Origin of the sequence: Longibaculum muris, from assembly GCF_004343035.1 — a bacterium.
GTDB lineage: Bacteria > Bacillota_I > Bacilli_A > Erysipelotrichales > Coprobacillaceae > Longibaculum > Longibaculum muris.
This window is the reverse complement of the sequence record NZ_SMCQ01000025.1, coordinates 1-12,685: the sequence shown is the minus strand read 5'-3', so window position 1 is coordinate 12,685 and position 12,685 is coordinate 1. Positions and strand designations below refer to the sequence as shown.

Annotated in this window: 17 protein-coding genes; all 17 read right to left on the bottom strand. The window is 29.6% G+C overall.

Annotated features, from left to right (window positions below):
* Positions 1 to 59: 59 nt before the first annotated feature.
* The gene (locus EDD60_RS13290) at positions 60 to 623 is read right to left on the bottom strand and encodes an RloB family protein (protein WP_207905372.1); all 564 of its coding nucleotides are present in this window, start codon (positions 621 to 623) and stop codon (positions 60 to 62) included.
* 87 nt (positions 624 to 710) lie between these two features.
* Positions 711 to 1,985 (bottom strand): AAA family ATPase, encoded by a 1,275-nt coding sequence (locus tag EDD60_RS13285; RefSeq protein WP_066443489.1) that lies wholly within the window; start codon positions 1,983 to 1,985, stop codon positions 711 to 713.
* A gap of 201 nt (positions 1,986 to 2,186) precedes the next feature.
* On the bottom strand, positions 2,187 to 2,468 hold the full coding sequence (locus EDD60_RS13280; protein ID WP_066443491.1) for a hypothetical protein: 282 nt from the start codon (positions 2,466 to 2,468) through the stop codon (positions 2,187 to 2,189).
* Between the two features lie 1,068 nt (positions 2,469 to 3,536).
* Entirely contained in the window at positions 3,537 to 3,971 is a 435-nt protein-coding gene (locus EDD60_RS13275; protein ID WP_066443494.1) for an NUDIX hydrolase, read from the bottom strand.
* A 135-nt stretch (positions 3,972 to 4,106) separates the two neighbouring features.
* Complete coding sequence (locus EDD60_RS13270) at positions 4,107 to 4,727, bottom strand: hypothetical protein (protein WP_066443496.1); 621 nt, start codon at positions 4,725 to 4,727, stop codon at positions 4,107 to 4,109.
* Between the two features lie 128 nt (positions 4,728 to 4,855).
* A complete protein-coding gene (locus tag EDD60_RS13265) occupies positions 4,856 to 5,473 on the bottom strand; it encodes a DNA alkylation repair protein (protein WP_066443499.1) in 618 nt (205 codons plus the stop codon).
* Positions 5,474 to 5,625: 152 nt separating this feature from the next.
* Entirely contained in the window at positions 5,626 to 6,057 is a 432-nt protein-coding gene (locus EDD60_RS13260) for a hypothetical protein (protein ID WP_066443503.1), read from the bottom strand.
* A gap of 50 nt (positions 6,058 to 6,107) precedes the next feature.
* Entirely contained in the window at positions 6,108 to 6,302 is a 195-nt protein-coding gene (locus tag EDD60_RS13255) for a DUF3788 family protein (RefSeq protein ID WP_066443506.1), read from the bottom strand.
* Positions 6,303 to 6,403: 101 nt separating this feature from the next.
* Complete coding sequence (locus EDD60_RS13250) at positions 6,404 to 6,766, bottom strand: VOC family protein (RefSeq protein WP_066443509.1); 363 nt, start codon at positions 6,764 to 6,766, stop codon at positions 6,404 to 6,406.
* Positions 6,767 to 6,874: 108 nt separating this feature from the next.
* Positions 6,875 to 7,405 (bottom strand): helix-turn-helix transcriptional regulator, encoded by a 531-nt coding sequence (locus EDD60_RS13245; RefSeq protein ID WP_066443511.1) that lies wholly within the window; start codon positions 7,403 to 7,405, stop codon positions 6,875 to 6,877.
* A complete protein-coding gene (locus tag EDD60_RS13240; protein ID WP_066443513.1) occupies positions 7,392 to 7,670 on the bottom strand; it encodes a helix-turn-helix domain-containing protein in 279 nt (92 codons plus the stop codon). Before EDD60_RS13240 ends, EDD60_RS13245 begins: the two co-directional genes overlap by 14 nt.
* 320 nt (positions 7,671 to 7,990) lie before the next feature.
* Positions 7,991 to 8,869 carry a radical SAM mobile pair protein B gene (locus tag EDD60_RS13235; protein WP_132226491.1) on the bottom strand — a complete coding sequence of 293 codons (879 nt, stop codon included), beginning with the start codon at positions 8,867 to 8,869 and terminating at the stop codon, positions 7,991 to 7,993.
* A 2-nt stretch (positions 8,870 to 8,871) separates the two neighbouring features.
* Positions 8,872 to 9,693 carry a bifunctional DNA-formamidopyrimidine glycosylase/DNA-(apurinic or apyrimidinic site) lyase gene (gene mutM, locus EDD60_RS13230; RefSeq protein WP_066443813.1) on the bottom strand — a complete coding sequence of 274 codons (822 nt, stop codon included), beginning with the start codon at positions 9,691 to 9,693 and terminating at the stop codon, positions 8,872 to 8,874.
* A gap of 6 nt (positions 9,694 to 9,699) precedes the next feature.
* Entirely contained in the window at positions 9,700 to 10,293 is a 594-nt protein-coding gene (locus EDD60_RS13225; RefSeq protein ID WP_066443811.1) for a nitroreductase family protein, read from the bottom strand.
* A 23-nt stretch (positions 10,294 to 10,316) separates the two neighbouring features.
* Positions 10,317 to 10,928: a nitroreductase family protein gene (locus EDD60_RS13220; protein ID WP_066443810.1), complete on the bottom strand. Its 612-nt coding sequence runs from the start codon at positions 10,926 to 10,928 to the stop codon at positions 10,317 to 10,319.
* Positions 10,915 to 11,865, bottom strand: a complete 951-nt coding sequence (locus EDD60_RS13215; protein WP_132226490.1) for a DUF1848 domain-containing protein — start codon at positions 11,863 to 11,865, stop codon at positions 10,915 to 10,917. Before EDD60_RS13215 ends, EDD60_RS13220 begins: the two co-directional genes overlap by 14 nt.
* The gene (locus tag EDD60_RS13210) at positions 11,855 to 12,316 is read right to left on the bottom strand and encodes a MarR family winged helix-turn-helix transcriptional regulator (protein WP_066443804.1); all 462 of its coding nucleotides are present in this window, start codon (positions 12,314 to 12,316) and stop codon (positions 11,855 to 11,857) included. Before EDD60_RS13210 ends, EDD60_RS13215 begins: the two co-directional genes overlap by 11 nt.
* Between the last annotated feature and the right edge of the window lie 369 nt (positions 12,317 to 12,685).

Sequence of the window (12,685 nt, the reverse complement as noted above, 5' to 3'; positions counted from 1 at the left end):
AAGCAATCGCTATTTTCGTTATTCCTTCTTTATCATGTATCATATTGACCACATATTTTTCATTCTTGTGACTTCTGTCTTATTTCCTTTATTAATTCATCTACCATTGTACAAGGTATCATTTTAGAAGGAACGGATAATCCATTTTCAATGCATTGCTTCCTTTTTTGTTGAGCTATCTTAATCGCATTTTCTTCATTTCCAAATTCACATAATTTCTTATACAAATCTTTTTCTGCTTTATCATATTTTTGACATATTCTTCTCTCATACTCAGTTGCAAATTTATTACAACAACTAACAGAATCTTGAATATTAGGCATACTACCAAAATAAGCATGCAACCAAATTTCAAGGCATGGATTTGACCATCCAGCATGAATTTCATTTTGCTGAGCATTCCTTACAATACTATCAAAATCTTTTACTTGATCACGATCAAGAATAATCCACGGTTCACTGTATTGTGGATATAGAGATGCTCCTTCTTTACATGTTTTTACTAAATCTACTGTCCTCGATTTAGTAACCTTTATCACAATCTTTCCTCTTAATTTTTCTGGTATAGAGTCCCTTAATCCTTCTAAATAATTCTTTTCCGTTTGATCAGTATCAGTTACAATATAATAATATCCTAACTCTGGAACTCCTCTTTTTCTATATTGTTCTCTAGATTTTCTGTTGCCTCATCTATCTCCTCTTCCCATAAATTATTCATCCTCCATCACTATCATTGACTTCAATTCTGGAATTGCCCCATACTTACCTAAAAGATAATTTTTTTCATAATTCTCATCTTTTCTTATTTTTTGACCATCTTCATTTACAAAATCAGCTAATGAGTACAACGATGAAATACCATCACGATCTTTTTCTGTAAACCAAATCTCATCTCGTCTTAATAAATTATTTGATAATGTCCATGAATCATGAGTAGTAAAAATAATTTGAGCATGATTTTTATTGATGGAAGAATCAAGAAAATTGATTAAAAAGTTTCTCACAAGTAATGGATGTAATCTAGAATTTAACTCATCAACAAATAGTACACCACCTGTTTCCATGACTTCCTGTAAAGAAAGATATAAGGCAAACATTTTTAACGTTCCTGCTGACTCCTCCTGCAAAGGTAAAGTAACAGTTTCATCAGAATTAATTAATCTATGGACTGTATTAATTTTTAAATGTTCGTTATCATCTTCATCTTCTTTTAGTTTTTCAACCTTAAAATCAATGATGGAATTATCAAAAGACGAAAAATAGTCTACTACTTTTTTTCTAACATTCTCATTATCTGAAAAACCATCAGGTGTATATCTAGAAAGAAATAAATTTTCAAAAGGATCTCCAAAATCAGCCATTTCATGCTTCAAGAACCAGTCGCGAATATACTTTAATTTCTCAACTTTTAATTTTGCACCCAAAGATACAATAAGCGTCTCATTCTGTAATGAAGTTTTTATGTTATCATGAACCTTCTTGGGTAAACCACTTAAATCTAATTCATTATTATCTCTATTCCTATAAAATATTGGTTTAAATTTTCCTCTTGCACTTTTTGCACAAACATTAAGCCATTCTTCACAAACACCTTTTTTATCTACACTAAACCCAAAATTGTACTGTCTATACTTATCCTTTTCTTCTCCAATAAAATAAACTTCAAACGTTGATGGTGCATCTTTGCTGGTACTATCAAATAAAAATGGTGTAGGTTGCATAAATTCACTTTTGCTTTTTTTCTCATCAGCATCCCCACCAAACGCAAATGAACGTAAAACATAATATACCATGTATGAAAACGCCTGCTGTACATTTGACTTACCACTGGCATTTGCTCCAAATATTGCAACAACTGGTAATATCTTTTCATTTCCTAATTCTATTACTCTATCATTAAACTCACTTATCTTAGTTGCCGATAAGTCTAGTGTTGCATCATCCCTAAATGATTTAAAATTTTTAAAATTAAATTGAATTAACATAATAATCACCTCTTATTTATATTATAGGCTTATCATCAATAAAATCAACAAACAAATGAGATATTATCTCTATTATATGTTAATTTTATTGATTGAAAGATGCTTAAATCACTTTTTTATCACAAAAAAAGAATGAGAGTATTCCTCATTCTTTAAAAAGGAAATTTAACAAAAATAAAACGATGAAACATAGATATTTATCTATTTTCTAATTGAATCTCCAACTTTTGGATCTAAAACATTATACTTTTCTTTCCAAGAAGCAATATTCTTTTGACAAAAATCATAAAAACCATCTCCTTGATCACAATTTTCTATACATTTTACAAGAAATAGTGGATCTATTATGCTAACATGATGATTGTTTAAAATTTTTAATATCTCTTTCCAAATTAATGGATTTTTACATTCAAAATGAAATCCATTGGAATCTGTTTTAATAATATATTCTATATCATACATTTTGGTTGGGACAAATCTCATAGCCATTAACCTAGAACATACAGATAAACTAATTGACACCATTTCTGTATATTTAATTTTTAATAAAGATTTCCTTGTATTAAAATCCTTGATATCTAGCTCATCATCATTAAATTCAACAATAATTGATGGTGCATAGTTTAGAATATACTTTGAATCACTCTCATCTTTTCATTTAATAAAAGTATGAAAAATATTACGTTTTGATAGTTGTAAAAAATCATTAGTATTCATAGAACTTCCTCCAACATGTAGAGAAATCTTCTGTAATGTTTACTATAAAAGAACATAATAATCTACCCCTTTCGATTTATATCTATGTTTTTAATTCATCGTTTTTATTTCTTTTATAAAATAATCTTTGATTAGCAATTAATTATAATCCCCTACCAGCCTTTCTTGTGTAGTCCTTTTATAATATACTTTATACTCTTCTTTATTAAGAATTATAAAATCGTATTCTACAATACCAGATATATTTTCTTGTGTTAATGAAATAAGTTTACATATACTTATAATCTTTAGTTAAGGTAATTTTCATTACTTTTGTATACAAAACTGCATCTGGCATTATCTTCTCACTTTTAACATAACATGAAGTCCATGTTTTATGTATTGTAAAAGTGTTATCCATTTCATTTTAATGGTTTTAACAACACCAACAAGCCATTTACAATCAGTTCTTAAACGTTTTTTTAATCGTAAGCTTCTCTTAGATTTTTATCTGTAATTTTATAATTATCAAAACTAAAATAAAGTATCCTGATATAGAAATCATCTAAGACATAATTAATTTTATTACCCACAATAACATTTTCTCATCTCTAAAAATATATAACCATTTACATATTGATTATCAAATTTTTTAAAAGCACAAGTAAATTACACTTAATTATAAAATTGTAATTAATTAATTTCCAATCAAATATTTGTCATGAATTGTGACATTATTGTCTTATTAAATATATTATTTGCATATAATAATCTTCACATTACTATAATAATAGATCAAAAGTATTGATTATCGAATATGTTTATCACTTATAGTATAGAAAAAGGGGTTATAATTTATATAACTCCCCTACGCTTTGCTTCTTCGATCAATTTAGGTTGAATTAATGGATAAGTCCAATCTTTCACTAAATCGTCCATTAAAATAATTTTTTCTATTTCACTATGTATTTCTTCAAATGAATGAATATCTGCAAAATAAAGCATTCCAAATGTTTCATCATTTGTATTCTCATTTACTCTTGTTTTTCCTTTCACAGAGTACACGCAAATAGGCTTAATTGTAAAATCAATGGCACCAGTTTCTTCTTTTAATTCACGTTTTGCAGTATCTAAAATCTGTTCATCTTTTTCTCTATGTCCGCCTGGTACTTCATAAGTATTTCTGTCCTTATGCTTACAAAATACCCATTGACCATTTGACTTAGAAATAATAACTGCAAATTTTAATAATCTATCATCTACATTATCATAAAATTTAACTTCAAGCATTTTCCTACCTCTACAAATTCTAATTTATCTTTGATTAGCTCTATTATGACATCCTATTAATTAGAATGCAAGATAAAAAACGGTGTTCATATTTGAACACCTGAAATCAAACAAACTGGGATTTGTAAATATAATCTACCAGGGAAAAATATAATAGAATACTAAAGTACTTAATACAATTCCAGCAATATACATTTTTCTATATTTTACTTTTTTAAAAAATATTATACCAAACAAAACAGCACCTATAATATCCATCAAAAACTGAAACAGGAATGTATGATGTTCCAAAAAATAAATAAAAATTACTATTGTTTCAGCAGCTAATGCTCCTACTGGTAAAGAATATAATACTGAGCTAAAAATGTCTTCCCTATTCCAGTAATATAGAATAAATGCCGCTATTGCACAAAAGATTGAAAGAACGGTGAACAATACAAATAGCGAAAAGCGAAATGCACCAGAAAACAAGGGTATAAACATTCCTAATATTGCTTGTAAGGCATAAAAGCTAAATGTCATTCCAAACATATATAAGAACGAACTAATTCCTGCACAAATATTTGAGGTGCTTAACAGAACAATGATAGTATTAGTAATAATCCAAAATCCTAACAGCGTTTGAATTGATGAAAAACTCCATAGCGTATCTGCTGGAAAGTAATCCAGCAACCTACATATACATCCTACTAATATACCGATTATAAATATCATAGTATATGACTTGAATGTATTTCTTAATTTTATATTTGACATAATAGTTCTCTCCAATAAATTCCAATTTCCTTCTATTAAGTTTATTATGTCATCTTCTAAACTAGAATGCAAGATTTAAAAAAAGGTGTTCAAATGTGAACACCTGAAATCAAGCAAACTGGAATTTGTTACTTAACAAACTTATTTGCCAATTTATATACTTGATTGATTTCTTTGCTTTCCAATTTCCAACTATCCAGTTCGGTTTTAATTAGATCTGGATATTTTTTACTTATATCCCTTAAAGCGTTACCTACCGACTTTCTAACATATTCGCTGGAATCCTCTTTCAAATCAGCTAATCGTTCAATCGCTTCCGTGGGATTTTCCTTGAAATAAGGTCTGCTCGTCCAAATTCTTAAACCTTCTGTAACTGCCCTTCGAGTATTAGGATTGCTGTTTTTCAACCATTCATCAATTATTGGAATAGCATTTTCGTATCCTTTTTTCTTACAGAACTCATCAAATGATTTTGCTAATATTTCTTGAACTCTCCAGTTATCATCATTAGAAACTGTATCTCTCATGAAAACTAAAATATTTTCATCTTCTGATAGATATCCAAAAAGAAATACGGCATACATTCTTACTTGATATACCATAGATTTGTATGCTAAAAATGCCAACTTTTTAATAAATTCATTATCATGAGATTTATAATCACTTAAGGCTCTGCTTTCTTCCACTTTAAAACCATTTTCTATCAAAGATAATTCTTGCTCTAAATCAACAATATACTCATTCATATAAATTCCCCTCTACACAAATTATGGTTTGTCTTGCATTAAATCTATTATGACATCTTCTAATCTAGAATACAAGATTTAAAAAACGGTGTTCATATTTGAACACCTATAATCACATAAACTGAAATTTGTCCAGTCCGCTAAACTAGAATTTATTTTTTCCTTTGTATAAGTAATTTTATGCCTAATACAAATACAAAGCCACCAAGCAACACAAAAGAAAACCATATAAGATTCCAATAAGGTGAATTCACATCATACATCCACAATAAAAATTTATTCCAGAATTCTAAGCCAACAGCAATCGCATATAAATCAAATAACACATAAATACCACCAAATAAATATATCCATCTCCACCAATAGTTATTATGTATGTTCCTGCAAAATGTAACAACCCCTAAAACGCAAAGGAAAGCCAATGTACCCATCAATATAAAATAAAATAATCCTTTATTTTCTGATATACCAATCCAAAATCGAGCATACGCAGTTCTATCAAACAGCCCCCATATTCTATGTAAATGAAATAAACCGAAAAATATAAAAAACCACGGTTCCCATGCAACTATTTTCTTTTCCATAGCTTCCTCCAAAATTCTTATTTTTCTCTTAGTAATAATTCATAATAGCACTAACAATTGATAATTTCTCTATTGAAACAACGACGGTACTTATATTCATAAGTCCACGCTTTACCTCCTTTGTTCCATAAGCATTCCATTTCATATTTTTCATCAATTAAACTGCATAATTCATTCCATACATCATATAATGATTGTCCTACTAAAGTAACCATTCCCTCTGCACTATGTATTATATCCAGCATACTGTTTCTCCTTTATGACTTCAAATTTATTTTTCACATTATTTTTTATAATACTGTTATTGTATTCTCATGTATGAACTCAATGAACCAGTATTTATAATTTACACAAACTCTATTATTACAATTTCGTTTCTATCAATATCATTTAAGTGAACTTCGCAAGTTCCCCAATCATATCTAACCGCTTCTGATATAGCAACACTTTTCTTCTTCAAACATTCCTTCGTTAAATCTAAATCATCTGTTTGAAAAACAAATGATTGATGTCCCGTAGGCTCTGCATTGAACACTTTACAATCCCATATATAAAGTGTTGGTGCGTTTTCCAAAAAACCAAAATAAACTCCACTGGTCAAATCTACGTCTGTCTTGATGAAAGGTATTTCTAATGTATCTCTATAAAAAGCAATCAATTCTTTTGCTTGTCCAGAAAAGATATTTGTACAATAATATCCTGTTAGCATCCTCTTATCTCATAAATTCTAATTCTTTTATCAACTCTATTATGACATCTTATTTAGAGTAATACAAGGTAAAAAACGATGTTCATATTTGAACACCAGACTATCTAATTAGCTCATTCCTATTTCATTAAGCAGCTGCTCTATCGTCATATCCATCACACTCATTATTGCTTTTAACAGCACAGCATTGATTTTTCCTCTGCCATATTCCAGATTGTTAATGACATTTCGTGATATTCCCATTCTTAATGATAGATTATACTGGCTGATATGCTTTGATTTTCTATATCGTTTTATAAGTGATATAACCTTGCGTTTATTGACAAGCTTACAAAAATCTTCAGTCAGTATGGAATCAATCTCTCTTTCTTTATTCAATTCATTATGCAATTCAAGATAATCCTTATTGAATATTTCAGATGGCAATATCTCCAATCCTTCGGCTATCTTGAATATGATTCCTAGTGAAGCATTTCTCTCTCCTTTTTCTACCCTTGAATAGCTGTCGCGATCCACTCCTGCAAGTTTTGCCAGTTCTGCCACTGTTATTCCCTGCTCTTCTCTTATCTCTCTTAAACGTCTCCCCAGGGCCTGAAGTTCAATTCTTTCATCATCACTTAAGACACTACTCTTTCTCAAAGCAATCGCCTCTTTCTTCAATGACTAAAAAGTATATCTCATCAAAGTGGTAATCAAAGAAGTCAGTTAGATTTCCACCTATGCTTTTCATGATTTTATTAAGTACAAGTACTGAGGGTTCTGATATTCCGTTTTCCATTTTTTTCAGATGTTTAGGATCGATATCCGCATTGACAGCCATTCTTTGAATTGTCAGATTTCTTTCATTGCGTATTTCTGATAATCTTCTGCCTATGACTTCTGCTGCCAGACTGATAGTTTCCATAATTTTCACTCCTTTACGCTTTCCACACTATCATTCTATCGCATGGATAAAACAATGTCAGCGAGGGATTGAAATTTTACGCCAACTTTACGCCAAAAATTACGCCAGATTTTACGCCAAATTGTTGCTTATTTGTTGCTTATTTTCCACCAACTGAGCCACTTTTTCCAAATTTTATAGCACTTCTCCCACTTTTTATGAAAATTCATAAAACCACTGAATATGAAAAAAAGCCCTTAAATAAAGGCTTTTTCTCGTTTTTGTAGTTTTCTTTTGCTCTCTTAAGAAACAATAATAATTATCTTATTTTTATAATAAGATTACTTTCTATTCATTGCAGAACGTTTTATTTCTTCATGAAAGAAATAGTTAACTATAATTGGAGGCTCCTCAAAAGGATGGCTAATCGTATCATCATTGCATACATAGATAAAACCTTCCTGCTTGGCAAACTCTTTTATTTCCTTATCCAGCATATACCAATAGCTCTTGTCATTTTTATTATAAATGGAATTATAAAGTAGAATAAGATGAGGATATTTCAATGAAATATAGTCTAAAACAACTTTTTTATATTCGCCTCGTAAATTTAAATTTTCTAACCAAATTAAGTTGCAGCAATTCTTTGCTTGCTGTATGATAGCTTTCACATCAGTAATCCCTGGAAATATTGGAGATATAAAGCACGTTGTCCTTATTCCAGCATCATGAAAGATTTTCATAGCCTTAAAGCGTCGTTCTATACTTACTGCATTATCCATATTCATTCTAAAGTTTTCATCCAATGTATTAATTGACCATGATACACGCGCATCTGGAAATGACTTTATTAAATCTAAATCTCGAATAATTAAATCAGATTTCGTTGCAATACTTATTTTACAAGGAACCCCTTGCATTTGTGTTAAAAATTCCCTTGTTCGTTTATAAACTTTTTCCACAGGCTGATAAGGATCTGTTACTGAACCTATAAATAGTTCCTTATCTGAATATTTTTGAGGCTTTTTTATTACATTCCAATATTTGACATCTACAAATGTTCCCCATAACTCGGGGTGATTGGTAAATCTTTTCATAAAAGATGCATAGCAATATTTACAACCATGCATACAACCAATATAAGGGTTAACTGAATAATCAGATACAGGTAAATTTGATTTTGTTAATATACTTTTTACGTTCACTTCTTTTATAGTCATATTTACTTTTGGCAGTGAGGACAATATACCGTTGTCCTAGATGATATTTTTATTCTTGTAAGCTTGTCCCCACATGCTGGACAAATCTCACTATCATATAATCTTAAAATGTGCATGTTTTTAAAATCTCTGCCTTCTCCTTTCAAATATTCGTCATACCCTACTGATTCATTAATTTCTATGTAATTATCTAAAGTGTCTTGAATAGAAATAAATAAGTCATTTATTTCATCGTCTGACAGTTCTTTTGCCTTTTTATTAGGAATAATTCCAGCTGAAAACAGTATTTCATCAGCATAAATATTTCCAATTCCTGTGATGATGGATTGATCTAAAAGAGCATCCTTAATTGTCTTTTTGAAATGAGATAGATGTAATTTTAAATAATCAATATCTAATTGAGAATTATTATACTCTAATCCAAGTTTATTTATTCCTGTAACAGAAACATCTTCTCCATCTCTCAAGTAGTATAGTTTCCCTAGCCTTCTTACATCAATATAACGAAATTCTTCATCATTATCAAATTCCATTATAAAATGAGTATGCTTAATTTCTGGAAACTCTTTATAACAGGTTATGAGTTGTCCTACCATTCTTGGGTGAATAAATAATTTCGATTGATCATCAAGAGAAAATATTAAAATCTTTCCTCTTCTTGAAAAATCAATAATTGTTCGATTGGTTAAATGATCAATTAATTCTAATTTTGAACAATTGACTAAAATACTTTCTTTTTCAAGTATAACCTTTTTGATTGTTCTATTAACTAAATGAGGTCTTAAAAAATAGACAACACTTTCAATTTCAGGTAATTCAGACATGACTTTTTACCACCTGTTCCTATGAATTCTTTTTCTATCAAATTCTATTTCCTCTGGATAATATGCTGTTTCACTTGGATAACCTATACCGATAATACAAGTCAGTGCATATCCTTTCTTACATTTTATTAAATTAAATATATTATTTTGTTCTTCCATACTTGGTACATGCATAGAACAACCCAAACCTAATTCGGTTGCTTTCAAAAACATATTCTCAATAGCACACCAAGTATCAGCAAAATGCATAAGTGAAAACATATTCGTCGCTTTATATAAAGAATTTTCTTTAATAATTGGCAATATGATAAATTGAGCTTCTTCTATCATTGACTGTTGTCTAGGAAATGCATAATTACACATATCTTCATATGGATTTTTAGGCTTACTTGCACTTGAACTATAATTTTTTACACATTTAGCAAGAATATTTATGATCATTCTATCATCAATAATAACAAAATCCCATTGCCTTAAATGATTACAAGTAGGTGCTAAAGATCCAGCCTCTATAATCGCTTCTATATCACAATATTGAACTTCTTTATTTGAAAATTCCCTTGTCATTCTTCTTTTCTTTATAACTTCATTAAACTCCATATTTTCTCCTCTCACTTCTTATATTACCATTTACCCATATGAATTTTTTCTTCAACTTTTGGTGCATACTGCTCAAGAACAACTTCATTTGGATCAGGATAACCTACTCCTATAAAAACAGGTAAAATATATCCTTCTGGTACTCCAAGTTTTTCTCGTACTATATCATGTTCTTTGTTTAAAGGGATTCTCATTGAACAGCCTAATCCCACATTCGTTGCAGCAAGGAATATATTTTCAATAACACACCATATGCTTGAAAATGGATTTAATTTACTAACATATTCTGCATTTAATTTTTTCCATTTGAATACTGGAACAATAACATAAGGGCAATCTACCAACATTGTATATTGCTTAGGCATAGCATACGCATACATCTTCTGTCCTAATGTTAGTCTTTTATTTTCATACTTGCCTGTATCAAAATGATCAGCAATCCATTTAGCATACCCAAAAGCGTGCTCCTTTTCTTCTTTTGTTCGCAAAATGATAAATTGCCAATTCCTGTTATGATCCCATGTTGGTGCTTTTATACCAGCTTCAATGATTTCTTTTATTAAATCAAAATCAACATCTTTATCTAAAAAAACTCTACTTGTCTTTCTTTTGTTTACCACATCAATAAATTCCATCAGTATCTCCCTTTCCCTTTTTATCTTTCGCTATAAAGCTTTTTTGAACGCCTTGTACAATAGTATCTGTCTCTTTAATGTTTCCAAGCAAAAGTGGCGAATCTGGATCATGGTATTGATAATTTTCATGAGCCTTTTTAGGATATTTATTTGCATAGCAATACTTACACCCATTTAAGCAAGTATCATATGCTCCAATATCTCTACTTTCTATACAATGACATCCCTGACGCATTCCTTTATGTTTCAATTTCTTAAAAGTAATATTATTTGCTTTACCTATTATGTCTAATGTCATACAGCCAGAACTTAGAATACCATATTTTGAATAATCATGATTTGTTCCACATGTCTGCAAAATCATACCATACTTAGCAGCAATTTCGCCCAATCCTTTTGCCAGTATATCTTCATCCTGAATTGTAAGTGGAATCAACTCTGGCATATTTCTTTCAAGTTTTTTATACATCTCCACAAAACTAAAAATGCAGCGATCAACATAAGGGGCTATCTCTTTCGTCATACGTTCAAAACATTGCAAATGATATGAAATCGCATATTTTTCAGTTAATAAAACAGGATCATATCGCCAAGCAAGACGATGCTTTCCAACAATCAAAGATAATTCTTTTAATGTTTCAATACTTTGTTCAATGGTTGGCACTCCAGGCTCTATATCATTGCCATATGCAGTAATTGTATAATGAAAATAAGTATGAAAACGTTTTATGATCTTGGGTAAATCATTTAGAATAGGTTTATAATTTTTTGAACAAAATTGGACACAATCCACTTTATCAGGTGTTAATTCATAACGAGTTACTTTATTAGGGAACAAAGGATTTCTTGAAAGAACATATCCCTCCTCAAAACGCTTTAGAAGCCATTTTGTATAATATTGTACAGTATCTGTTCTACCACCAGTATTAATAATCATTGTCTTCATCTCCTCCATTGATGAGCATTGTCAGGTTTTGTGTGAATTTTCTTGATAAACGAATAAGTAATTCTTGTTCTTCTTCACTAAACATTGACATTGCTTTGTCCTCAGCCCATGTAATATGTGTTACCGGAACTTTAGCATACATTTTTCCTTCGTTCGTCATAACAACAAGTTTATTTCTTTTATCGCTTGTATCTTCCTTCAATTCTACATAATTATCTTTTAAAAGATTTTTTATAATAAGATTCACTGTTTGCTTAGAATTAAATGTACGCTGACATATTTCTTTTTGTGTCATACCCTCTTTGGCATAATAAAGAACATTTAAAACAAGCAGAGTATTCATTAATAGTCCATTTCTTTTTGCATACTCATCATAAAGAGCAAATTGCTCATCTCTAAATTTACAATACAAATATGCATTCTTCTTTGCTACTTTATCCATCTTCATCACCAATCTATAATTTAATTAGTCAATTAATTGACTAATTAAATTATAGTTCATTTTCTTTCATATTTCAAGTTATAACTTTACTTGAATAATGTTTTCTTCACATTCTTCAAATAAGATATGCCTTTTTATTCTAAAAGCGGTCAACCATATAGATAAACCGCTTCTTGTACATTATATATTCAATTAAACTTCCTTTTAATCCTTTTTTGAAAAACTATAACTGTTCTTTGTGTTCCTAGAAATGACATAGTGATTAAATGATAGCTGTTAATGTCAATATAAATTTCACCAAAAATGTTAGTTTAAGTTTCACCAGTTTTGGTTGTTTTGCCCATCTTCCTCTATCATTGATATCTTGTC